At 59.1% G+C, this 24,599-nt stretch carries 18 protein-coding genes, 1 tRNA gene and 1 riboswitch; of the genes, 5 read left to right on the top strand and 14 right to left on the bottom strand.

Translation table 11 applies throughout. The features are described from left to right. Nucleotides 1-103: 103 nt before the first annotated feature. The 14 genes from HU743_RS02895 to HU743_RS02830 form a co-directional block, all read right to left on the bottom strand. Nucleotides 104-1,363: a type II toxin-antitoxin system HipA family toxin gene (locus HU743_RS02895; protein WP_186646805.1), complete on the bottom strand. Its 1,260-nt coding sequence runs from the start codon at nt 1,361-1,363 to the stop codon at nt 104-106. Further along, nucleotides 1,356-1,673, bottom strand: a complete 318-nt coding sequence (locus tag HU743_RS02890) for a helix-turn-helix transcriptional regulator (RefSeq protein WP_186646803.1) — start codon at nt 1,671-1,673, stop codon at nt 1,356-1,358. Before HU743_RS02890 ends, HU743_RS02895 begins: the two co-directional genes overlap by 8 nt. Before the next feature lie 256 nt (nt 1,674-1,929). Next, nucleotides 1,930-2,003: transfer RNA gene (locus HU743_RS02885), tRNA-Gly, on the bottom strand. 158 nt (nt 2,004-2,161) lie between these two features. Next, nucleotides 2,162-3,046, bottom strand: a complete 885-nt coding sequence (locus tag HU743_RS02880) for an alpha/beta hydrolase (protein WP_186646794.1) — start codon at nt 3,044-3,046, stop codon at nt 2,162-2,164. Between the two features lie 315 nt (nt 3,047-3,361). After that, nucleotides 3,362-4,054: a pseudouridine synthase gene (locus HU743_RS02875; protein ID WP_186646792.1), complete on the bottom strand. Its 693-nt coding sequence runs from the start codon at nt 4,052-4,054 to the stop codon at nt 3,362-3,364. A gap of 33 nt (nt 4,055-4,087) precedes the next feature. Continuing rightward, nucleotides 4,088-4,318 carry a cysteine-rich CWC family protein gene (locus HU743_RS02870; RefSeq protein ID WP_186646790.1) on the bottom strand — a complete coding sequence of 77 codons (231 nt, stop codon included), beginning with the start codon at nt 4,316-4,318 and terminating at the stop codon, nt 4,088-4,090. After that, nucleotides 4,311-5,798 carry a sensor domain-containing diguanylate cyclase gene (locus HU743_RS02865; protein WP_186646788.1) on the bottom strand — a complete coding sequence of 496 codons (1,488 nt, stop codon included), beginning with the start codon at nt 5,796-5,798 and terminating at the stop codon, nt 4,311-4,313. The genes HU743_RS02870 and HU743_RS02865 overlap by 8 nt, the downstream gene beginning before the upstream one ends. A 226-nt stretch (nt 5,799-6,024) precedes the next feature. After that, the gene (gene atzF, locus HU743_RS02860) at nt 6,025-7,800 is read right to left on the bottom strand and encodes an allophanate hydrolase (RefSeq protein WP_186646786.1); all 1,776 of its coding nucleotides are present in this window, start codon (nt 7,798-7,800) and stop codon (nt 6,025-6,027) included. 24 nt (nt 7,801-7,824) lie between these two features. Next, on the bottom strand, nt 7,825-11,457 hold the full coding sequence (gene uca / locus HU743_RS02855; protein ID WP_186646783.1) for an urea carboxylase: 3,633 nt from the start codon (nt 11,455-11,457) through the stop codon (nt 7,825-7,827). A gap of 278 nt (nt 11,458-11,735) precedes the next feature. Continuing rightward, nucleotides 11,736-12,377, bottom strand: coding sequence for an urea amidolyase associated protein UAAP2 (locus HU743_RS02850; RefSeq protein WP_186621938.1), 642 nt, complete (start codon nt 12,375-12,377; stop codon nt 11,736-11,738). Nucleotides 12,378-12,388: 11 nt separating this feature from the next. Beyond that, entirely contained in the window at nt 12,389-13,114 is a 726-nt protein-coding gene (locus HU743_RS02845; protein WP_186646826.1) for an urea amidolyase associated protein UAAP1, read from the bottom strand. A gap of 25 nt (nt 13,115-13,139) precedes the next feature. Next, complete coding sequence (locus HU743_RS02840; RefSeq protein WP_186646781.1) at nt 13,140-13,928, bottom strand: ABC transporter ATP-binding protein; 789 nt, start codon at nt 13,926-13,928, stop codon at nt 13,140-13,142. Next, nucleotides 13,925-14,740, bottom strand: a complete 816-nt coding sequence (locus HU743_RS02835) for an ABC transporter permease (RefSeq protein WP_186548921.1) — start codon at nt 14,738-14,740, stop codon at nt 13,925-13,927. The genes HU743_RS02840 and HU743_RS02835 overlap by 4 nt, the downstream gene beginning before the upstream one ends. Nucleotides 14,741-14,758: 18 nt before the next feature. After that, nucleotides 14,759-15,826: a putative urea ABC transporter substrate-binding protein gene (locus HU743_RS02830; RefSeq protein ID WP_186646779.1), complete on the bottom strand. Its 1,068-nt coding sequence runs from the start codon at nt 15,824-15,826 to the stop codon at nt 14,759-14,761. 63 nt (nt 15,827-15,889) lie between these two features. Continuing rightward, nucleotides 15,890-15,990, bottom strand: a riboswitch (guanidine-I (ykkC/yxkD leader). A 350-nt stretch (nt 15,991-16,340) separates the two neighbouring features. Between HU743_RS02830 and HU743_RS02825 the strand changes: the two genes are divergently transcribed. The 5 genes from HU743_RS02825 (at nt 16,341) to HU743_RS27105 (ending at nt 24,572) form a co-directional block, all read left to right on the top strand. Next, nucleotides 16,341-16,745, top strand: a complete 405-nt coding sequence (locus HU743_RS02825) for a hypothetical protein (RefSeq protein ID WP_186646777.1) — start codon at nt 16,341-16,343, stop codon at nt 16,743-16,745. Between the two features lie 196 nt (nt 16,746-16,941). Beyond that, complete coding sequence (locus HU743_RS02820; protein ID WP_186646775.1) at nt 16,942-18,186, top strand: glycosyltransferase family 4 protein; 1,245 nt, start codon at nt 16,942-16,944, stop codon at nt 18,184-18,186. Between the two features lies 1 nt (nt 18,187). Further along, nucleotides 18,188-19,042, top strand: a complete 855-nt coding sequence (locus HU743_RS02815; protein ID WP_186646773.1) for a hypothetical protein — start codon at nt 18,188-18,190, stop codon at nt 19,040-19,042. A gap of 2 nt (nt 19,043-19,044) precedes the next feature. Continuing rightward, the gene (locus tag HU743_RS27110; RefSeq protein ID WP_238351675.1) at nt 19,045-19,566 is read left to right on the top strand and encodes a hypothetical protein; all 522 of its coding nucleotides are present in this window, start codon (nt 19,045-19,047) and stop codon (nt 19,564-19,566) included. Further along, nucleotides 19,563-24,572 (top strand): calcium-binding protein, encoded by a 5,010-nt coding sequence (locus tag HU743_RS27105; RefSeq protein WP_346656501.1) that lies wholly within the window; start codon nt 19,563-19,565, stop codon nt 24,570-24,572. The genes HU743_RS27110 and HU743_RS27105 overlap by 4 nt, the downstream gene beginning before the upstream one ends. The last annotated feature ends 27 nt before the right edge of the window (nt 24,573-24,599 follow it).

Raw genomic sequence — 24,599 nt, 5'->3', positions numbered from 1 at the left:
AGAGGTGGGTGTGTTGCAGTGTTTTGCCATGAAAATTAACGCGGCAAAACGAAGGCGCATCAATCAGCCTGTAGCGACTGGTTGAGCGAACGTAGCTGTCGGTTCAACGAAGGAGGGCGGCGTTGATATCGATCCTGTTTTGAATGACTTGCAAAGTCTCTGGGGTTATCTCGTTCGGAAGCAGCTCGGCAGCAATTGTCGAAAACCGGCTGGCAACAGCGCAAATTCGATCGATCACGTCCTGCGCTTTGTGGCTGGAGACTTCCGCTTCTTGCGCAAGCCTCAGCATCTCTTTGCGGCCAACCTCCAAAGCTTCACCCATGACATCCATTTGGTGATAACCACCGGGCCCTTCGCAAAAGGTTACGTCGAAGGCAGGCGACAACTTCCACTCGCCGGCAGACGACATGAGGTAGGCAAAATTCTTCGGATGATCATCCCGGTTGTTGAACGCGACGTTGAAAACCGCACGTTCGAAGGCCAGCGCTTTTTCGCGCACGTCATTAGTGCAGTGATGGGTAGCGCGGAGAAAGTTCACGTAATCCAATGCGCCGGGGGATCGAAAGTCGGCTCCCGTCAGGGCTGCCAGACTCTGCATGGGGATGCGCAGGCCGTTCTGTCGATCAAAGCGTTTGCTGGCGAAAGCGGCCATCCCGTCAGGCAGGCGGAAGTGTTGGCTATCAGGCGTCTCAATGCCGCACAAACGCAGGCATTGTGAATAGGCCATTTCGACTGCGCAGACTTCGGGATGCTCGCCCTGACCGGGGAATTTCACCAGCCAGGCTTCGAATCCAGAAGCAGCCGCCGTGGTAAACGTCCCGGTTTCGGGATCGCGATATACCAAACCCTTGGGTCTGGCACCTTGCGGCGAGCCACCCACCAACAATAATTTCTGCAGCAACTCTGTACCTTCACCGTTGAGCACTTCGCGTACTTCAGCCGCCAGCACTTCAATCGGGCCATGGGTAGCCGCTACCAGTAGCTCGGGAGCGACAGGCTCGAACGACATGGCGCCCATCGCGTTTCCGCCGACGTAGGCCAAACGCTCCAGAGGACCAATGCGCGCAGCGTTGAGGCCGCGACGTTTGAACAAGCGATCCATCAGAAGCATGCCCCAACCATCCGGCAACGCATCATATACAGGGCCGGGAAGACCCATTTGATGCGATGGAAAATCTCGCCGTAGTTTCCCACCCGCTAAAGGGAGGCGAAGGGAGGACAGTTCCAAGCCTTTTTTCTTTGCCTCGTCGCTGTACTCGAACACGATCAACGGACGCCCGGTCAAGGCTGTGGTGGAAACAAGCGATCCCCACAGCCAGCGCTCACCCCAACCGTCGTAATAAACGTCAACTCTTTCAAGCATTGTCAGGTTTCCTTTTGATGCGCTGACGCTTGGCGCTGTTTTCGTAACGCAGAATATCTTCCAGGGTTTCGAGCTTCGGCTGGAACAGGTCTTCGAGTTCTCTTCCTCGTCCGAGCACCATTGCAACGCGCACCAGACTCTCGAAACCGACGTTACGTCCAGACTCCAGATTGGATACGGTGTTTATTCCGATACCGGCGCGTGCAGCCACATCAGCCTGAGTCATTTCCAAAGCGAGCCGTTCCTTACGAAGCCGACCGCAGATGCGTTTGACGATTTCGGCGGGTGTGCTGAGATCAAGGTCCAGCATGACAGAATCTCTTAATGAACAAAGGAACGTCTGAAGTATAGGATAAATCCAAAATAACAGATGTTACGTGCCATCGATTCAGATAAAACACGAAAAAATGGATTTAATTTATTCGGAATGTGTTCTTTTGAAACTGAAAGGTTTTCCCTGAAATTGTCTTCTACCAAATTCCAGACACAAAAAAACCGGCCATCAAGGCCGGTTTTTCTATTGCTGCATCCCTCGTCAGACAACACAACGCGAGATCAATATTCGGTGGAGCGGGTAGAGGGAATCGAACCCTCATCTAAAGCTTGGGAAGCTTTCGTTCTACCACTAAACTATACCCGCTCAGAGCGGCTGACTTTGTACCAGAGTCGGCCACGGATTTGAAGTTTTCTTTTCTATCCGATGGCTTTTGTACGCACAAAACGGTCAATCGCGAGCAAGGGCTGCGCCGGTGCAAACAGACACCTCAAGCGTGCAGCCCTGCCCGTGATGACGCTGTTTCAAATGGCCAATGCATGTTGATCCTGCACAAACGAGTAGCGCGTTCGGCTGGCCTGCGGCGCAGGTTTCAGAAAGCCGAGCAGGGCGTTCTGGCTGTCGCGGCAGGCGGCTTTGTGCTCCATGTCCAGAAAGTGCCCGGTGGCTTGCAGAGTCATGAAGCTGCTGTGCGCCACATGGTTGCCGAACAGGCGCGCGTCTTCGGCGGCGGTGTATTCGTCCCATTCGCCGTTTAAAAACAGCACCGGTACGTTGATCTTTTTCGCCGCATTCAAATAGCACTGCCGATCGCTGTGCAGCACGTCGTTGATGTGGAAGTGCATCTGCCCGTATTCATGCTCGGCCAGGCTGCTGACGTGGCGGTAGTTGAAGCGTTTGAACAACGACGGAAGGTGTTTGCCGATGGTGTTGTTGACCAGATGGCCGACCCGGTCGCCGTCCCGGCTGCCGAGGTAGTCGACGCCGCGTTCGAGGTAATCGAGCATGTGCGCGTTGATTACTGGTGAGAATGAGCTGATCACGGCTTTTTCGATGCGTCGTGGCTGCTGGGCGAGGGCGACCAGCGTCGCGGCGCCGCCCCAGGAGAACGACAGCACGTGTTCGGCGGCGAAGTGATCGATCAGCTCCAGCAGAATCTGCCCTTCGACTTCCTTGGTCAGATGTTTCTCGTGCAGGTTGTGGGATTTGGACCGTCCCGCGTAGGGCTGGTCGTAGCAGACCACGTTGAATTGCGGGTGCAGGTTTTTCACGGTCTGTGCAAACGACGCAGTCGTGGCCATCGAGCCGTTGACCAGAATGATGGTCTTTTCTGCGGCGTCTGCGCGATAGAACTCCGTGTAAACCCGATACTGACCCTGTATATCCAGCACAGCGATTTCTGGCCTCATGTCATAAGACTCCTGGCAAGCAAGCGGGTATGCGCGCAATCGAGATTGCACGAGCTTTGTGACAGGTAGGCATACGCCTGGAATTTGCTGGCCCATGTCGATCCGGTACGGCAGGTCGACGGGTGTTGTTATTGGCGGGCAGATTGCCGGCTGAGGCGCAGTCCTTGGGACTGACGACCGGCAAAAAGTTTCTTGGAAGTATGTGGTGACTCATCGGTCACATTTCGGCCGACGTCCTGATTCAAGCAGGGGACTCAGGATCACGCAAGTGCCGTTGGCAAATTGTTCGACAACTTCGGCTGAGCGGTCGCCGGCTTAGAACAAATGGATCTCTTCGGTGCGCAAAGCGCGGTATTCGCCCGGTTTTAGCGCGTTATCCAGGGCCAGTTCGCCCATCGACTCGCGGTGCAGGCGCAGGACTTTGTTGTCGAAGAAACCGAACATGCGCTTGACCTGATGATAACGGCCTTCAACGATGCTCAGCCGCGCCGAGCGTGGGCCGAGCAGCTCGAGCTGCGCCGGTTGCGTGGTCAGGTCCTCGAAGGCGAAGTAGATGCCCTCGGCAAATTTCTGCGCATAGTCCGCGCCGATGTCCTGCTCGGTCTCAACGTAATAGACCTTCGGCAGTTTCGTTTGCGGCTGGGTCAGGCGGCGCGACCAGGCGCCATCGTTGGTGATCAACATCAGACCGGTGGTATTGAAATCCAGACGCCCGGCAATGTGCAGGTCGTCCTTGTCCGGCTCATCGAACAGGTCGAGCACGGTCATATGCTGCGGATCGCGGGTGGCGCTGACGCAGCCTGGCGGTTTGTGCAGCATGAAGTAGCGCGCCGCCTTGCCGCTCTGCAGGACCTCATCGTCGACTTCGACCCGGCTGAATTCCAGCACTTCACTGTGCGGATCGCTGACGATTTTTCCGTCGACCCGCACGCGCTTTTCCACCAGCAACAGGCGAACCTGCTGGCGGTTGTAGCGGGGCAGATTACTGAGGAAACGGTCGACGCGCATGGTCAGATTTCAACGGATAAAGGGCCGCGCATCTTACGGGATCGCTGGCTTGGCCGCTTGCAGTTGCGCCTCGACCTGGGCGCAACGCGGACACAGGCAGGACTTGTCGCGTAATGCTGGGGGCAGAGCTTCAAGCACGGCCGGGTCGATCGTCACGGCGTAGCACCAGCATTCGCGGTCGGCGGTACGCGGGTCGGCGAGGCTGCAATCGTTGCGTGCGCCGCAGGCCGGGCAGTGGTCGGGTTTGACGTCGGTATCAGGCATAGGTCGAGTGCGGCATTTCCATGCAGGTGCGGTTGCGCCCGGTTTGTTTGGCTCGGTACATCGCATGGTCGGCCCGGGACAGCAGACTGTGCAAGGTGTCCTCGCGTTGCAGGGTGGTGGCACCGATGCTGACGGTCAGATGAAGGCTGTGGCCGTTGTAGGCATATTCGTGTTGTTCGACGTGTTGACGGATCTTCTCGGCAATTTTCTGACCGGTGTCACCGTCGGTGTCCTTCAACAAAACGATAAATTCCTCACCGCCCCAGCGGCAGACGATATCGGCATGGCGCAGACAGCTTTGCAGATCCCGGGCGAAACCGATCAGTATTTGATCGCCGGCCATGTGCCCATAGGTGTCGTTCAACGCCTTGAAGTGATCGAGGTCGAGCAGCAACGCGGTCAGCGGTCGGGTCTCGCGTTGGGCTTCGTGCAGGGCTTGCACAGCGAGAATGTCGAAGCCGCGGCGGTTCGGCAGTTCCGTGAGGCTGTCGAGGGTGGCCTGGGCGTGGATTTTGCTCTGGAAGCGCTTGATCACGCGGTTGAGCAACGCCAGCACGCTCAACGTCACCAGCAGGCAGATCAGCAGATTGAGATACAGCGACTGGCGGATTTCACTCAGCGCGCCGTCTTCGCGTTTGTCGACAAACAGGTACCAGTTCAACTCGGGGATAAACCGCACGTTGAGAAAATGCCCCTGGCCGTGGGTGGAATATTCGTAGCTGCCGCTGTGCGGTTTGGGCAACTGGCTGACCAGACTTTTCATGCTCTCCAGTTCGCCGAGGCCCTGACCAATGCGCGCACCTTCCGGGCCACCCTCGGCGCCGGTCAAGACGAGGCGGCCGAAGGTGTCGACGAAGTAAACGCTGCGTTGATAACGCTGTTGATACTTGTCGATCAGTTTGATCACCGCATCGACGGTCAGGCCAACGCCTGCCGCGCCAATGAATCGGTTGTGATAGTCGTAGACCTTGTAGTTGATGAAAAAGGTCAGGTTGTCCTTGTTGGCCAGATCCGGGTCGACGTTGATCTCGTACGGATCTTTCATGTCGCGCACGCGGAAGTACCAGGCATCGCGCGGCTCATCGATCTTGACCTGCTTGAGCACGCCTTTGGCGTGGTAATAGGTCAGGCTGGTGTTGGATACGAAAAACGCGGTGTAGGCGCCGTAATGGGTCATCACCTCGTCGAGGTAGCGGGTCATCTGCTCGGGGTTCTGCTCACCGTTGACCACCCAGTCGCGCATGAAGGTGTCGCGCGACATCATCGAAGAAATCAGGATCGGCCGGACCAGGTCTTTCTGAATTTCCGAATAGACCGTGTCGGACGTCAGCGGCAGTTCGGTGTTGACGATATTGTCGCGGATTGACGCGCGCGAGGCGTAGTAGCTCAGCAGCGACGTGGCGAGAAACCCGGCGCCGAGCAGGGTGACCAGGGTGAGCACCAGTGAGCGTTGCGAGTACAGCGAAGAACGAAGCGGCATGGCAGTTCCGTTGGCAGTGGCCCGATGGGAAGCATTCTAGTGGCACAGCGCGCAAATAACTGCTCCCTGTGCGGCGCGAATGGTCGTTCCTGCGTTCGCTGGCCAAACGCAACCCTGTGGGAGCGGGCTTGCTCGCGAAGGCGGTGGGTCATTCAGCCGTGATGTGGCTGACCTGACGCCTTCGCGGGCAAGCCCGCTCCCACAGGAGTTTTGCAGTGTTATTGAATTATGTGTTCAGGGTTTTCAGATACGCCCGCCATCCCCCCAAATGGCTGATATCCACCGCACCCTCCAGTCCATACGGCTCACAGATAAACCCGCTCTCCCAGCGCCCGTCCGCCAGTTGCACCTTGCCCAACCCCAGCGGCGCTGGAATGCCGGTGAGGAACGAGCCCAGTTCGCTGCTCAGCAATTCCCAGACCTCCACGGCAATCGCCACGCCGCCGTCCTTCACCCGCACCATGCCCGGCCGCAGCGGAGGGCCGCCGGCCAAGGCGTGCAGTCGATAGTCCGGCGAACTGAACGTGGTTTCCATCAGTTTCCCGCCACGCTGGGTCAACTGCCAGTTCAAGGCCAAACCTTGCAAATGCGCGCCGCAGACCACGAGCCGCGCGCGGTCATTGCGCGCAGTATTTGCTGGAGTTGGCAGTGCGGTTTGCTGCTGACGCTGCAACGCATCCGCCACGCTCAGCAAGTATTGATCGGTAAACACCCGACCAAACAACGTCACGCCCCACGGCAAACCGTTGCTCATGAATGCGGTCGGCACGGCAACGGCAGCGTAATCGAGCAGGTTCATGAAGTTGGTGTAGTAACCCAGCTCGGAGTTGCGCAGCACCGGTTCGGCGGCAAGCTCCGCCAGCGTCACCGGACGGCCGATGGTCGGCGTCAGCACACAGTCGAGATTTTCCAGTGCCTCATCGCAAACGGCCTTCAAGGCCTGCAATCGATACTGCGCGCGGAAAGTCTGCACGCCGGTCACGGCCGGCGCCTTCGCCAGCACCGCCCGGATTACCGGCAGCACCGCTTGGGGATTTTGTTCCATCAGTTCACCGGCAACGCTGTAGCGCTCGGCGACCCACGGCCCGTCATAGAGCAAACGCGCCGCTTCGAGGAACGGCGACAGGTCCAGCTCGACCGCTTTGCCACCCAGGGCCTTGAGCCGTTCGACCGCGTCTGCGAACAATCGCGGGCCTTCGCTGCAACCGAAAAACTGCAGATCCTGCGCCCGTGGCACGCCGAAGCGAAACGGCCGTGGTGCGCCGAAGGCCGAGCCGTCATTCCATGCAGGATTGGGGCGACTGTATTCATCGCGAGGATCGGGTTTTGCCGTCAGCGCCAGCAACTGACTGGCCTCACGGGCGGTGGCGGTGAACGTGGTTACGCAGTCCAGCGTGCGGCACGCGGGCAGCACACCAGCGGTGGAAATCAGCCCTTTGCTCGCCTTCAAACCGACCAGATTGTTCAGCGCCGCCGGCACCCGGCCCGAGCCGGCAGTGTCGGTGCCCAAGGCAAAACTTGCCACGCCCAGCGCCACCGCCAGGGACGACCCGGCGCTGGAACCGCCTGATGGATATTCCTTCAACACGCTGTTGGGGCACGCACCATAAGGTGAGCGACTGCCATTGAGGCCCGTGGCGAATTGATCAAGATTGGTCTTGCCCAGCGGAATCGCGCCCAGCGCCAGCAGTTGCTCGACGATGGTCGCCGAACGCTGCGGCACATAAGCAAACGCCGGGCACGCGGCGGTGGTGGCAATGCCGGCCAGGTCAATATTGTCCTTGATCGCGAACGGCACGCCGTACAGCGGCAGGCTGTCGAGGTCGCGACCGTCGAGAGCGGCGAGGTAGGGTTCCAGTTCTTCAATGCTGAGCAGATGAATGAACAGGTGGTAATCCGGGTTCAGCGCAGCGGCTTTCTCCCGCAGTGCCAACAGCAATTGGCGCGGTGTGGTCTGGCCATTGCGATAGGCCTGGCGCAGTGCATCGAGTTGCAGATTCATCAGTTGGTCCTTATCCAAATGGCTTCAGTCGAGTTCCAGCACCACGACCCGTTGCCCGGCGCGTACCGCCGAACCCGGTTGCACGCGAATCTCGCGCACCACGCCGGCCAGCGGTGCGAGCAGGGGGATTTCCATCTTCATCGACTCGAGAATCACCAGTACATCGCCCGCCGCGACACGCTGACCGGCCTCGACCTGGACCTGCCAGAGATTGCCGGCGATGTGGCTGTCGACGCTGTGCTGATCGCTGGCCAGTGGCGCGTCTTCGTTTGCTTCCGGCACCGCTTCTTCGCTGTCGAAGTGAGCCTGGCCGCTGGCGATCCAGCGTTCGCGTTCGGCGTTGAAGGCGCCCTGTTGCTGCGCGCGAAAGGCGCTGATGCCCTCGGCCTCCTGGCTTAGAAAGGCCTGATAGTCGGCGAGGTTGAGCTGGCTGTGCTCGATGTTCAGGTCGAAGCGACCGAGCGGGAAGTCGCGGCGAATACGCAGCAGTTCTTCGGCGCTGACCGGGTAGAACCGAATCTGATCGAAGAAGCGCAGCAGCCATGGTTTGCCATCGAACGCGGCCACCTCGCGGTAGCGATTCCACATCTGCAACGTGCGCCCGACGAACTGATAACCGCCCGGACCTTCCATGCCGTACACGCACATATACGCACCGCCGATGCCGACCGAATTCTCGGCGGTCCAGGTCCGCGCCGGGTTGTATTTGGTCGTCACCAGACGATGGCGCGGATCCAGCGGTGTGGCCACCGGCGCGCCGAGGTAGACGTCGCCAAGGCCCATCACCAGATAGCTCGCATCGAATACCGTGCGCTGCACTTCGTCGAGATTCGGCAGGTCGTTGATGCGCCGGATGAACTCCAGATTGCTCGGGCACCATGGCGCGTCCTTGCGCACGGTGGTCATGTATTTTTCGATGGCCAATTGGCAGGCCGGGTCATCCCAGGACAGCGGCAAATGCACGATACGCGACGGCACTTGCAGGTCCTTGGCGGCGCACACCGCGTCCCATTCGCCGGCGATGATGCCAAGCAGATCGGTCAGCGGCAGTTGCTCGGGTTGGTAGTGCACTTGCAGCGAACGAATGCCCGGGGTGAGGTCGATCACACCGTGCAGGGTTTTGCTTTCCAGCGCTTGCATCAGCGCGTGGGCGCGGAAGCGCAGGACCAGATCGAGTTCGGGCGCGCCGATTTCCAGCAGCAGATGCGTGTCGCCAGAGACCCGCCCGACAAGCCGCCGATCCCCATGACCCAACTCAAGAACCACAGGCGACACGATCCCCTGTAGGAGTGAGCCTGCTCGCGAAGAGGCCAGATCAGACACCGCGTGAACTTCATCGCGAGCAGGCTCACTCCTACATTGATCCCATTTCAGGGCAAGATCGCGGGCGTCAGTCAGAGCGACGGGGATGAACTGGATTTTATCGCCGGCCTTGAGCTGTCCCAACTGCCACAGATCGGCCTCAATCACCGTCACCGGGCAGACAAACCCGCCCAGACTCGGGCCATCCGGGCCAAGAATCACCGGCATGTCCCCGGTGAAATCCACCGCACCCATCGCATACGGATTGTCATGAATGTTCGACGGATGCAGCCCCGCTTCGCCACCGTCGGCACGCACCCATTCCGGCTTCGGTCCGATCAGGCGCACGCCGGTGCGGCTGGAATTGAAGTGCACCTCCCATTGCGTGGCGAAAAACGTGTCGATGTAGTTTTCCGTGAAATATTCCGGCGCACCGTGCGGACCGTAGATCACCCGGATCTGCCGCACGTCGGGCAACGCGGTGATGTGGTGTTCGGCGAGCTGTTGGCCGGCGCTGCGGTCGGTCAATGCCGGCGCATGCAACACGTCGCCGGCGCGTAACGCCCGTCCGCCGTGACCGCCAAACTGGCCGAGGGTGAAGGTGCTTTTGCTGCCCAGATAATCCGGGACCTGCAAGCCGCCGCGCAGGCACAGATAACTGCGCGCCCCGGCACCGTCGAGGTTGCCCAAATGCAACGTCGCGCCTGCCGGGATCAGCAGCGCGGTGTTCATCGGTACGTTTTCACCCTCAAGCGCCAAGGCGATCGGCGCGCCGGTCACGGCGACCACGGCATCGCAATTGAAGCGCAGCAACGGCCCATTCATGGTGATTTCCAGCGCGGCTGCGCCTTCTTCGTTGCCGAGCAGGCGGTTGCCCAGGCGCAGCGCATGACTGTCCATCGGACCCGAAGGTGGCACGCCAACGGCCCAGTAACCGAGGCGCCCGGGATAATCCTGCACCGTGGTCTGCGTGCCGGCACTGAGCACCTCGAAAGTGTTGGCGCGGTAGACAAGCTTTTCCAGGCAACGGGTCCACGGCTCACCACTGGCGAACGGAGCGTCGAGCAAAATCTGGCGTAGGTAATCGCGGTTGGTTTCCACGCCGTACAGCAGGCTGCCGCCCAGCGCTTGATGCAGTTCGGCGCGCGCCTGTTCACGGCTCGGCGCCCAAGTGATGACCTTGGCAATCATCGGATCGAAATACGGCGGGATCTCGACGCCGGCCTCGACCCAAGTGTCGATGCGCAACTCAACACCGTTGGCCGGCGGGAATTGTACAGCGGTCAGCAGGCCCGGACTTGGCTGAAAGTCGCGCCCCGGGTCTTCCGCGTACAGACGGGCCTGAATGGCATGACCCTGCGGATCCAGCCCTTGATACAGCTCGTGCAGGGGCGGCAGATCATCGGCGGCCAGTTCGATCATCCAGCGCACCAGATCCACGCCCCACACCTGTTCGGTGACGCCGTGCTCGACCTGCAACCGCGTATTCACTTCAAGAAAATAGAAACGCTGCGCCTCGCTGTCGAAGACGAATTCGACGGTGCCGGCGCTGCGGTAACTGACGGCTTTGGCCAGTTTTATCGCCGCAGCGCACAGCTCATCGGCCATGCCCTCGGGCAGGTTGGGCGCCGGGGTTTCTTCGAAGACTTTCTGGTTGCGCCGCTGCACCGAGCAGTCGCGCACACCAAGGGCGATGACTTCACCGCGACCGTCGCCGAACACCTGTACTTCCAGATGCCGCGCGCGCTCGATGTATTTCTCGATGAACACACCGGCGTCGCTGAAATTGTTCTGGCCGAGGCGTTTCACCGCGTCGAACGATTCGCTCAATTCGCTGGCGCTGCGGCACACACGCATGCCAATGCCACCGCCGCCAGCCGTGCTTTTCAGCATCACCGGGTAGCCGACGTGTTCGGCGGCGGTCAGTGCGGCGTCGAGGCTGTCGAGCAGGTCGCTGCCTTCGAGCATCGGTACGCCGTGCTGTTTGGCCAGCGCGCGGGCAGTGTGCTTGAGACCGAACACCCGCAGTTGCGCAGGCGTCGGGCCGATGAAGGCGATGCCCCGGGCTTCGCAGGCTTCGGCGAAGGCTGCGTTTTCCGACAAGAATCCGTAGCCAGGATGAATGGCCGTCGCGCCGCTTTGTTGGGCAATCGCAAGAATTTTGTCGACCGCCAGATAGGTCGTGGACGCCGCGCCTTCGCCGAGACTGTGCGCTTCAGCGGCTTGGGCGATGTGCAGGCTGGCAGCGTCGGCTTCGGCATACACGGCGACGCCTTTGGCTTTCAGCACGTCAATCGTGCGCAGGATGCGACAGGCAATCGCGCCACGGTTGGCGATGAGAATTTTTTCGAACATGGCATAACCCCTGAAGGGCAAGCGGGCCGTCCCGCTGTTTTTCGACAGACATCCGGGCCGTCCCGGATGGAAAGAACATCATTCAAACTCACCGCAAACTCCTGTGGGAGCTGGCTTGCCAGCGATGAGGTCGGCACATCCAACATTGTTGGTGACTGAAACACCGCAATCGCTGGCAAGCCAGCTCCCACAGGACTATCAGTGTCTTGAAGCTTTCAGGCACTGCCCGGACCGCGCCTGGCACAGTGCAAAAAGCCAACGCCGCAAACGGCTGATTTTCAGTTCCATACCAGCAACTCCGCCGGTGTCGGGTTGTAGGCATTGCACGGATTGTTCAACTGCGGGCAGTTGGAAATCAGCACGATCACGTCCATCTCCGCGCGCAAATCGACGTACTTGCCCGGCGCCGAAATCCCGTCCTCGAAGGTCAGCCCGCCATCCGCCGTCACTGGCACGTTCATGAAGAAGTTGATGTTCGGCCCGATGTCGCTTTTGCCCAGACGCCCGTCGTGGGCGCAGGCGCGCAGATAGTTGTCGCGGCAGCTGTGCATGTAGCGTTTTTCCAGGGCGTAGCGCACGGTGTTGCTCTCCTGCGCGCAAGCTCCGCCGAGGGTGTCGTGGCGTCCGCAGGTGTCGGCGACGATGGTCAGCATCGGCCGGCCGAGGTTGGAATACAGCACGCTGCCAGTGCTCAGGTAGACGCTGTTCTGCCGGCGCAAGGTGCGTTGCACGTCATAGCGTTCCCTGGGATTGGCGAGGCTGTAGAACAACGTGTCGACCGCTTGATTGCCCTCAAGGTCGAGGATACGCAGGGTCTGGCCGGCCTTGACTTCCATCAGCCAGGGTTCGCCGGCAGGAATGGTCGCGCGGTAGATCGCGCTGTCGGCTTGCTTTTGCGAAGTGGCGATTGCGAGTGACATGGCAGCGATCCTCAGGCGAACAAACGGTCGGTGTTGATGAAGCCGCGCTCGTTCTCCGGGCGCGAGGTGCGGCAGTGTTCGGCGACGCTGGCGTCGGCGTTCATCCAGCTCAGCTTCAATGGTTTCGGTGCGTAATCAGGGGACGGATCCATCGGATGTTGCAGGGCGGTGAGCACCACCAGCGTGTCCATCGGCGCGTACAACTCGATGTAATCGCCGGCCTTCGAATGACCTTCGACGAAGTGGAAGCGCCCGGCCTCATCGACGTTGACCCGGCTGAACAGATTGAGGGTCATCAGCAGGTCGGACAGGCCCAGGCCCCACTTGCCGAGTTCCACCAACAGGTTGTCGGTGCCGTTGCGGAAGAAACCGTTGCGCAGTTCCTGGTAACGGCCCTGACCGTACTTTTCGGCGACTTCCTCAGCGCAGAGCACGCCGCCGAGGCTGTCACTCCAGCCGCAGGTGTCGGCAGTGATCGCGGCCAGGACGCGGCCCATGTCCGAGTACAGGCAATGGCCGGCGGTGAGTTTGGCGGTGTGTTGGCATTTGAGGCTGTCGGGCAGGTTCAGCCGCTCGGTTTTTTCATTGGCGTTGAGCAAAGTCAGGCTGACGTTGGCGCCGCCGCGCAGGTCGGTCAGGCGCAGCAATTGTCCGCGCTTCAGTACGAACGAGCGGTGGCCGCCACCCGGCAGCAGTTCTTCAGCGAAGGGCGGAAACAGTTGGGTCGAATCGGTCATCGGCTGGTTCATCAAAGCAGTCCTCTCAAGCAGTGCGAAGGGTGCCCGCCAGCGGCAGCGGCAGGGCCTCGACGGCGGCGCGCCGGGCGCGGCGGTCGCTGTTCAACGGGATGTCGTAGGTGATGCGTGCGCCATAGGCGCCGGGGGCGTGGGGGTCGAGGCGAACCTTGTCGAACACCAGCAGGCGTGTGCCGAGATTGAAGCCCTCGGACAAGTCGTGAGTGACCATGAACACCGTCAGCCGGGTCTCGCGCCACAACTCCAGCAGCAGCGCATGCATGTCTTTGCGGATGCCCGGATCGAGTGCGCCAAACGGCTCGTCAAGCAGCAACACGCGCGGTTTCATGATCAGCGCCTGGGCAATCGCCAAGCGTTGCTGCATACCGCCGGACAGTTGCGCCGGGTATTTGTCCAGGGCGTGGCCGAGGCCGACTTTGTCCAGCAGCGCCGCTGCCTGCTCGCGGACCTCGCGTTTGGCGCTACCGAACAGCCGACCCAGCAATGGCGCGCGCGGTAATTCGAGGCCAAGGGCGACGTTGTCGAGCACGCTCAAATGCGGGAACACCGAATAGCGCTGGAACACCACGCCACGACTGGCATCGGGTTCGCTGGCCAAGGGTTGGCCGTCGAGCAGGATCTCGCCGCGACTGGCAGTTTCCTGGCCGAGCAGCAGGCGCAGGAAAGTCGATTTACCGCATCCGGACGCACCGACCAGGGTGCAGAACTCACCCTCGTTGACGCTCAGGTTCAAGCCTTCGAGCACCACTTGATCGGCGTATTGTTGCCAGACGTTTTTCACCGTGATGAAGCTCATTTTGCCGCCCCCTCGTACCAAGGAAAGGCCCGGCGGGTCAGCTGTTTCAAGCCCCAGTCCATCAGCCAGGCGAGCAGGGTGATCCACACCACGTACGGCAAAATCACGTCCATCGCCAGGTAACGGCGCACCAGAAAGATCCGGTAGCCGAGGCCATCGGTCGAGGCAATGGCTTCGGCGGCAATCAGGAACAGCCACGCCGAGCCGAGCATCAAGCGCAGTGAGATCAGCAAGCGCGGCAACAACTGCGGCAGGACCACGCGCAGCATCAGCGTCCAGGTCGAGGCGCCGAGCGTCTGTGCCTTGATCAGCAGTTCGGCCGGGATGTCGCGGGCACGTTGTTCCAGATCGCGAGCCAGCGCCGGAGTGATGCCGATGACAATCAGCATGACTTTCGACAACTCGCCCAGCCCGAAGACGATGAACAGAATCGGCAGGATCGCCAGCGGAGGCACCATCGACAGCACCGTCAGCAGCGGCGACAACGGCGCGCCGAACAGCGGCAGAGTACCGGCGGCGATGCCCAGGCACAGCCCGGCCAGTGCGGCGATGCCGAGGCCGATGGCCAAGCGCCGCAGACTCGACGCGGTGTCTTGCCACAGCAGGTATTCACCGGTGCGGCTGTCGGCGTTGAACGCCAGGCGTTTCACCGCGTCGCTCATCTGCACGGCGCTGGGCAGCAGTTTGTCGTTGGGGTTGTCCGCCAGGCGCTCGGCCGAGCCTGTGAAGTAGGCGAACAGCACAAGCGCGAACGGCAGGATCACCAGCAACAGGCGACTCGGGCGATCGGGGTGGCGATTGATCAGGCGCATGGCCAAATCCTCCGTGGCTTACAGCTTGGCGTCGGCGGCCATCTGCACGTAGGTCGGATCGAAACGCAGCTTGATGTTGGCGGTGTCGCCGCTGGTCACGCCGTTGGCGAAGCTCATGCCGACCGCGCTGGAATCTTTCGCGCCTTCGCCAAGCAAGCCGTGTTCGAAGGAGAACTCGGCGACCTTGCGCAGGGTGTCCGGCAGTTGCTTGCTGGTGGCGAAACTCAGCGCTTCGCTCGGTGTGGCGAACAACCTGGTGGTGTCCAGTTGCGCCTGGAATCCGGCCAGATCGGTGCCCGAGGCCTTGGCCATGTGTTCCAGCGCGGCTTTGCTCGCGGCGTTCTTCGCGTTCATCAGAGCGACCACTTCGAACCACGCACCGGTCAGGGCTTTGCCCAGCGCCGGGTTGTCTTTGAGGGTCGCGCTGTTGACCACCATCATGTCCATGATCTCGCCGGGAATCTGGCTGGAATTGAACACTTCGGTGACGCCGGGTTTGGCCTTGATATCCGAGAGCATCGGGTTCCAGGTGGTCACGGCGTTGACTTCGTCGGTGTTGAAAGCGGCGGCAATGTCGGCGTCGGAGGTGTTGACCACTTTCAGGTCTTTCTCGGTCAGGTCTACCGAATCCAGCGCACGGGCCAACAGATAATGCGAGACGGACAGCTCGACCAGATTGACGTCCATGCCCTTGAGATCGGCGACTTTCTTGCCTTCGCCCTTGATCACGATGCCGTCGTTGCCGTTGGAGAAGTCGCTGACGATCAGCGCAGTGCTGTCGACGCCACCGGCGGCGGGAATGGTCAGCGCGTCCATGTTGGTCATGGTGCAGCCGTCGAACTGGCCGGCGGTGTACTGGTTGATCGATTCGACGTAATCGTTGAGCTGCACGACGTCGATCTTGATCCCGTACTTCTTCGCCCATTTGTCGACGATGCCTTGGCTGCCGGCGTATTCCCACGGCATCCAACCGGCGTAGATGGTCCAGCAGACGCTGAAGTGGTCTTTCTGTGCGGCGAAAGACTGGGTGCTGATGAGCGCGGCGAAGGCGGCGGCGAGCAGGGCGGGTAAACGTAGTCGGGTCATGGCGGATTCTCCAGTTGATCGAGGGCGGACAGGAAGGCAACGCGGCACCGCGAACGGTGGCTTGTCTCCCGGGCTTTTGTCCCGCCGTGTAACCTCAACTGGAGGTCGCCAACTCTCGGACCAGCCACTCGCGTTTGCGAGCCGGAACCCTAGTCAGCCATTGCAAATTGTGGTGCCGCGAACCTGTGATGACTCCTGCACGGGTTTGCTAAAGCGAGAGACGTGCCAAGTCCGGCCGAGGCCTCTGGGGCGGGGATCTGCTGGATTGCCGAGGTGGGCGGGGCGATCGATGGCGCATCGTGGTGGTGCGCGGTTGCACCGTCATGCAGCGTGTCCGGGGTTCAATTGATCGGCCATTTGCGGATTAACAAGATTTCATAATCACTTGTTTCAACTTGTTGCAGGAACGCACCAGATTCCGAAATCGCTGTCTGATTCTTCGACAGTCACCCAATTGATGATTGTCGCCTGCCAGCGTCGCTGGTGTGGCCAACCCGCGGTCCAGGAGGCCGCCATGTATCGCCGAATCCTAATGCTTGCCGTGATGCTTTTTTCCCTTGGCGGATGCGTCCCTTATTCCTATGGAGACAGCTATTACAGGTCAGAGGTCTACACATCACCCGCACCGGGGTACTACAGCGGTGGCGGCTCTTATTACCGCAGCGGCGGCACCTATTACACCCAGCCGCGCTACTACCAGCCGGCGCCGCGGTACTACCAGCAACCGCGTTATTACCAGGCGCCACGTCACTATCAACCGGCCCCGCGTTATTACGAAAGCCGTCGCTGGCACGGCAATGATCGCGGACGCTGGGAAGGCCACCGTCGCGGTGGCTGGGACAACGACCACCGGGGTCGCGGCAACTACGACCGCCACAGCAATCGTCGTGACCACAACGGCCGTGGCAACCGTTGGTAAACAACCGCAAATAAAAAAGCGGCGCATGAAGCGCCGCTTTTTTTTGCCCGGCGAAAAGTGGTTACGTTTGCCATCTCCTAAGACATTCCCGGAAGCGTCCTACAGTTTCATTTCGTGGCATTTGTTAGCGTTTGTCGATGCCGGACGAGGCGAGAAATCCTTAGCTCGATAGCGGCGATAAATGGACGTTAGCGCTATGAAGCTTCTGGTTATCCATCAAAATTTTCCGGGTCAGTTCCGTCATGTGGTGCTGGCAGCGATGGCCCGACGTGATGAGGTTGTGGCGATAGGCCGGGACACAGCGCCGGGCCTCGTCGGGGTGAAAACCCATCGATATCGAGCGACCAGCCGAGCGCCCGGCAATATTCACCCGTATCTGATCCGCTACGAACAAGCGGTGATTGACGGGCAGAAGGTCTTTGAAATTCTGAGCAGGCTGAAACGTTCGGGTTATCAGCCCGACGTGATTCTTGCTCATCCCGGATGGGGCGAAACGTTGTTCGCCAAGGACGTCTACCCCGATACGCCGCTTGTTCACTATTGCGAGTATTACTATCGAGCGCAGGGCGCCGATTCCGGCTTTGATCCTGAATTTCCGCGTGCCACAAGAGAGTCATCAAGGCTGCGAGTGCTCAATTCGCTGCATCTTCTGAATCTTGAGCAGTGTGACTTCGCGATTGCGCCTACGCAGTGGCAGCGCAGCCTGTTTCCCGCAGCTTATCGGTCGGCGATTCGGGTTATTCACGAGGGCGTCATTCAAAGCGCTGATCTGGACGAAGTTGTAACAGTCACATTGCCCAATGGCGCCGAACTGCGAGCCGGACAACCGATCGTTACTTATGTCGCCAGAAACCTTGAGCCTTATCGGGGCTTTCATAGTTTTATGAGAGCGATCCCGCCTATTCAGGCGGAGTGCCCCGATGCGCAGATCATCGTGGTTGGCGGTGATGACGTCAGTTATGGGGGGAGGCCTCTTGGATTTGCAAATTGGCGCAGCAGGATGGAGGCAGAGGTGAGTTTTGATCACTCCAGAGTGCATTTCACAGGGAAGCTTCCTTACCAGACTTACCGAGCGGTTCTGCAGTGTTCGAAAGTCCATGTTTATCTGACGTATCCGTTTGTTTTGTCATGGTCGTTATTGGAGGCGATGGCATCGGGTTGCGTGGTAGTAGCGTCGGATACGGCACCGGTAAAGGAAGTGATCGTTGATGGGGTTAATGGCGTGTTGGTGGATTTTTTTGACCATCACGGAATTGCCAATAGTGTATGCAAGGTTTTGAAGTCTTCTGGTAATTACGACTTTCTTGGCTGCGCTGCGAAGTTGGCGGCAGCTCGATTTAGTGTGAAATCTGGCGTGAGCCAATACTTTGAGATTTTTGAAAGCGCGATGTCCGCGCATGGCGATAAAAAAACCGTTCCCGAGTTTGATAGGGAGGTTTGAAATGTCCAGGACTTCGCGTAAGCAAGCGATCAAGTGGGTTAAAAGATTATTGAAGTATGGCCTGTTTGTGTATGCCTGTTATTGCGTTGCGGATTTTTATATTCGCAAAGAACAATCTGCCGAGTCGGCGGCTGTTCACCAGGCAGACGAGAAGGCCTGCCAGAACAAGCTGGCTAGCATGAAGCAGGTGCCCATACTGGGCGGCGCCTATGTGGATAAGACGCTGGTCCCTGAGTTTTACGTTGGCATGCCTGAATTGGTGAATAAAAAAGCATGCCTTGCAATCGCTCTCAAGGGGCTTTTCTGGTGGACGGGAACTGGGCTGCACCGATATCAGGATCAGCGCGCAGAGTCGATCCCAGAAAGTTGGCGGCTTTATAAATTGAATGCCGGGCTTTTTACCAGAAAGGACACCACTGAACCCCATGAACGGGGTTATCGACACGTCAACTGGCCGGATGAGTTGATTGTGAAGCTAAAGAATTATCCGGGGCTTGAGATTTGGCTGGACGCGCCTCCGCCGCATTTCAAGAATGAAGATTCGGTTAGAACGTTTGTCATTACTGGTTGGCCGCGGCGTGATGGCACTCCTCGGTTAATATACTGTGATGGTTTGATTCGCCCGGCTTCCGAGGAAAAACTGACTGACGAGAAACTGGCAAAGTTCAGAAGGGCTGAATTGGAAGATCTGGATTTTGGCAAGCTGAACTTCTTCTGCACTATCAACCTGGATAACTTCGACTTCGCTGGGGGGCACGGTAGTGTAAGCCTCGGTCTGTCGTCATTACGCGAAGCACCTGAGATGCTCAAGTATCTCAGTGATTATCTTTCACGCTCTGTTATTACAAGGAAGTAACAATGAGTTATGTTTTTAGCGATATGGAAAAATCAGAGATTTTCAACGCAGCCAATATTTGCAAGGGAATGAGGTTGCGCCCAAAAGAAATTCAGTACGATGCACTGAAATCAGCAGGGGCGATCTGCGCTCCTCTGTATCAAAAACTATTCGATATTATTGGCGGAAAAGTTTCTGAGGTTTTCGCTGCCGATAAAGAGGCTGGAAAAGTTCTGAAAAGCGCTAGGCTCTGGCTCGCCGTGGCAATAGATGCCAACGGTGGTAGCGGCGCCTACTCCGCCCTGATTCGCGGCTACACCTCGCGCCAAGGCGAACTGAGACTGAATAAAATTTTCAGTGACGACCTGATGCAGCTTTCATCCAACCAGGTGGCCGTTAATTTTATCAATACCCTGATCAACGGATCCCTTGCCGGTCAACTGGCACCCTGGACCGTTCCGTCAATCAGCCAGATCGCAGAAATCGACGCCAGCGCGATTGGCGAGGCGCTGTTTAAGGAGGCTTGCGGGGTGATACGGCGGTGAAACGAAACGCCGGCTGGTCCGGGACAGTCGGTTTCAGCTTGTTAGGTGGAAAGCCACCCTATGAAACCTGGAGGTTGATCTCCGCTGGTGATTCGAATGGGGAAGATGACGGCCCGCCGATTCACGCAAAAGCCAACAGGCTCGACGACTATAAAAACGTTCTCTTCGCCATCGATTCCTACAGCGTCGGCCTGCGAGCGGCGATCAGCAATTTCGGCATCAATCCACTGCAAAGTCTGCTTTCAGTGGTTCCGGAACAAATCAATATCGCGCTCGCCAGTGGCAGTGTGAATCCGCTGATTCAGTATGTAGTCAAAGGCACGCCTGTTGCCGCCGTGGTCGAGCTGATCTTGCGCCATGGTCAGAACGAATTTCTCGACATGTTCAAGCGCACCTACGACGGCGATTCAGCCGCTGCACCCACCACCAACGAAACCTTCGCCAGCAACGCCTACGCATTCTTCTCGGCATTTTCCCCAGAACAGTCGCAAAACATCGTCACCCGGACAATAGGCGAGTTCGGTAATGCCAATGCATGGGCAAAACTGGCAGGCGAGGCGACGCCTGTCGGCTTGGCGTTGCGCAACTCCCTGCAGCAACTCAGTGAAGTCGTCATTGAACGTGGCGACGGTTATCTCGGCCGCAAACTGGAGCTTTACGATCCGCTGACAGGAGAAGGCTTCATTACCGCGCAATGGCTGGCGGACCGTGCGCAGATGCTGGCCCGGCTGATCGCCCGAACCCAGGGCTCATTCGCAGAACACTCGCTGCAGAAGTTTTCCTACTCCGATCTCGCCTCAGGCAAACAGGCGCCGATGACCACCGGTGTGTTGAACCCGCTGGCACTGTTCGGTGACGACGGTGGGCGATCTTTCGCCGGTGGCGCAAATGCCGATCATCTGTATGGCGGCGTGGGCAATGACTCGATCAATGGGATGGCCGGTCACGATGTTATTGAAGGTGGTCGCGGTAACGACTCGCTTACCGGAGGTGACGGCAATGATGAGTTGTACGGGATGGCCGGTGACGATGTTCTGATCGGAGGAAAGGGTAACGATTCTTTGGTCGGGGGCGAAGGCAACGACCGTTATGAATTCTCCAGCGGCGATGGCCTCGACGAGATTCTTGATGCCAATGCCAATGGGCAGCTGTGGATCAACGGCGCACCGATTCCCGCACTCAAACGCCGCGCGCCGCTGAGCAATATCTGGTCTACCGAGGATCAGTCCATCACCCTGACGCTTGTTGAACACACCCTCAACATCAAATACGGCCAAAGCGATCTGGTGGTCATCAAGAACTTTCAACCCGGTATGCTTGGCATCCGCCTCCCTGAATATGAGGGGCAGCCGCTCACTGCTGCGGATCTGACGCTTCAGGGCGACTGGAAAGCAAAAGACGCTGATCCCACCGTCCCTGGCGATCAGCCCTCCTTTGATGAGCTGGGCAACGTGGTGCTGCTGCCCAAGGTCAAACAGAGCAACAAGGCCGACGTACTTTACGGTTCCGCTGCAGACGACATCATTCTCGGCCTGGGCGGTTCTGATCGATTGTTCGGCAAGGCTGGAGACGATCGGTTATTCGGCGACAAGCAGACAACGCTCGAAAAAGCTATGGCCGACGGTGACACCAAGGGCAAGGCGAATCGCGGAGACTGGCTCGACGGCGGGCAAGGTGACGATTTGCTTATCGGTACGGCATCCCGAGATGTTCTGCTCGGTGGCAATGACCGGGATACCTTGATCGGTGGTGCTGGCGACGATGTGTTATCCGGAGACGAAACCACCGGTGCGCTGGAACAAGGCTGGGCGGTCAAGCGCGCGGACGTCACCATAGCTGGCGGTGTGATCAGTCACCGAACGGTCTATTCAAAGGCCTCGATAAACAGTGCGCTCGAGGGCGGTGACGACGAGCTGTACGGGCAGGGTGGCAAGGACTTTATCGAAGGCGGCTGGGGTGAGGACCTGCTTGACGGGGGAGCTGACGACGATTTGCTCGAAGGCCAGCAAGGTCACGACACACTGGTCGGTGGCAGCGGCAACGACACGATGCTCGGTGACAACCTCGATTGGGGCGGTGGCCTGCCCAGCAGACACCATGGCAACGATGTGCTTGACGGCGGTAGCGGTGATGACTGGCTCGCCGGCAACGGTGGCAGCGACGCGCTGTATGGCGGCCTTGGCAACGACACTTTGCAGGGCGATGACGACGTAGAGGACGGCGTCGACGGTAATGCCGCGCACTTTTTCGGCGATGATCTGTTGGACGGTGGTGCCGGCGACGACCGGCTCTGGGGCGGCGGTGGCGATGATTTGCTCTTCGGCGGCGAAGGCAATGACGATCTGACTGGCGATAGCCCCGGCCATTCTGTTGGTTATCACGGCAACGACTTTCTCGATGGCGGCGCGGGGGATGACACCCTGCGCGGCATGGGCGGCGCGGATACGCTGGCGGGGGGCGCAGGGGCTGATTTTCTCGATGGCGATGTGTCTGACCTGGAGCCGGGCGGAATCAATAATGACGTGCTTCAGGGCGGTGAAGGAAACGATACGTTACAGGGTGGCTTCGGTGCGGACACCCTGTACGGTGGCGCGGGTGACGACATGTTGGCCGGCGATTACGAAAACAGCGCTGAGGCCGAGCAGAATGCCGATTATCTGGACGGTGGCTCAGGTAACGACACGTTGCTCGGTGGCGTCGGCAACGACACCTTGCTGGGCGGGGAAGGGACGGACTACCTGCGCGGCGATTCTGGCGACAACGTGTTTGATGGCGGACCCGGTGCTGACGTACTGGATGGCATGGATGGCGCTGACATCTACTATTTCGGCGCTGGCGACGGCCTGGATATCGTCACCGATGCCGGCGGCCGCAACATCATTAGATTCGGTGCAGGGTTTTGCGCGCAAAGCCTGAAGGCCGACGTTATCGAAGTTACCGTCGGCACGGTGTTGCGACTGGCCAATGGCACGGGCGACGCGATACTCATCAAGAATCACGAGCGGTGGAAGGATTCCACATTCAGTTTCAGCGACGGCGTGGTACTTGATTACGCAGATGTCCTGCGCAAAACACTGCCACCGATAGAGATGGCCGAGTCACCCGTACCAGAACGTGTTACCGCCCCAGCAACCACTGACAGCAAAGTTGCGGATCCGGTTAAGCCAGACGATGTAACCGCTGCGACGCAAGGCCCAGTGGCATCTGCTCAAGCCGTTGACTGGACCGATGAGTTCCTCGCGCAAATCAAGTCAAAGCGCTCCGCCCGCAGACACGCCACAGGTTTTACCTTGAATGAGCAAGGCGTCTGGGTTCGCAGCCATATCACTACCACCGACACCGGTTACACCACTCACACCGAGCTGATCGATGGCAGCGTCGAAGCAGGAACACTGTCTGAAACGCCGCCATGGATGAAGGCTGATGGCGGGCAAGCCGTAGTCAGTGAAAGGCAGTCGAAAACCACAACCCGCGTCGAACATAAACCGGTGAAAGCCGAGGGAGCAATGCCTTCCTCAGCTCAGGCGCCTCGCTATTATCGATCCGGCTCGGCCAGCGGGTTTTCATTCAATACGGGCGATGTATTGGTTGAAGACCGAAAGGAATCCGGCGCGCTTGAAGGCTGGTACGTCTATCCGGCGGCAAGCTTCGGTTCGGCCGGAACGGTGCGCAAGGAATTCCGCTGGGAGGTCGAAAGCACGACGATCAAAGGCAAAATCGTCCATGGCAACGATGCCGGCGGGCGAGTCAACGTCGAAGTGGAAAACGTTTTCCACGGCGGCGCGGGAGACGATCTGATCGTCGCTTATGCAGGCTCCCCAATTGACTACGGCACTGTCGGCGACAGAACACCGGGCGCGTTTTTATCCGCAGGTGCAGGTGACGATACCTTGCTGGGCTCCGAGGGCGCCGACTATCTGGTCAGCGGGGCAGGGGATGACTGGCTTTACGGCGAAGACGGCGCTGACACCTACATCGTGCAAGCGCACGCCGCAGCGACCACTACGATTGCGGATGTGCCGAACCCTGTTTTCCACCGCGCAGAAGTTGGCGCAGCGGAGTGGAAAGACGAGTACGGAGTGATCGATCAGGACACGGTCGTTCTTCCTGCAGATGCGCAGCGCGATGCACTGCAATTGAGCTGGGGTGCTGCGCTGATAGAGACCACCCATGTCGAGCTGGAACCCAACCCGGGTCGTGGGGCTTACCGCAACCCGCCGAGAGCGAAAATGCTTCATCCGACACTCGATATCCAATGGGGCGGGACACAGAAAGTCCGCATCGTCTTGCCCCTCAACGGTGAACTTGAGGGGGCCGGGATTGAGCTCTTGAAGTTCGCCGATGGGGCGGTCGTAAGTTTGAAGCAACTGTTGCAATCAACTCAGCTGGGACCTGCGCCCGAGACTTTTCATACGGGGGTAACCGTTAACAATTCAACGCGTTTCTCGTCTCTGCGAAACGGACAGGCGCTGCCGTTAGTCGGTGGTCGAGGCAATGACACGATAAGCGGCGCGGGGGAGATCCGAGGCATGCACGGGGATGACGTGCTCACAGGCAGCCCCGGTGATGATCTGCTGCTGGGTGGGCCGGGCAATGACACGCTGGCCGGCGGCGCTGGAAATGATATCTACCGATACGATGGCCTCGGCAGAGACGTGATCATCAACAATGGAGGCGGCCTGGATGGAATCGATTTTTCCGAACGCAGGCTGACGATCGACAACCTGAAGTTTCATCGTGAGCGCGAAGATCTGGTGATTGTGGTGGATTACGGCATGGCGCCGAAAATCCGGGTTTCCAGGCACTTTGCCGCAGGTGAAAGCGCTATTGGCTTCATAAGAGTCAGCGAAGGAACAGGGACTCAGGACTACAGCGCAACGCAAATTGCTGAACGTCTGCACCCGCTTCCGCCACTGAGAGATGTCGAAGACATGTTGATAAAGGGCGACGATGAAGCGCAGCGGGCGATGAAAGAAATCATTGAGTTCTACGAACTGAATGTCTGACAAGACGACCGGTTGAGCCGGCCCGCG

Origin of the sequence: Pseudomonas sp. SWRI99 (genome assembly GCF_014270125.1) — a bacterium.
Classification (GTDB): domain Bacteria; phylum Pseudomonadota; class Gammaproteobacteria; order Pseudomonadales; family Pseudomonadaceae; genus Aquipseudomonas; species Aquipseudomonas hamedanensis.
Note: the sequence above shows the minus strand (reverse complement) of the source record. Positions and strands in the feature narration are given on the sequence as shown.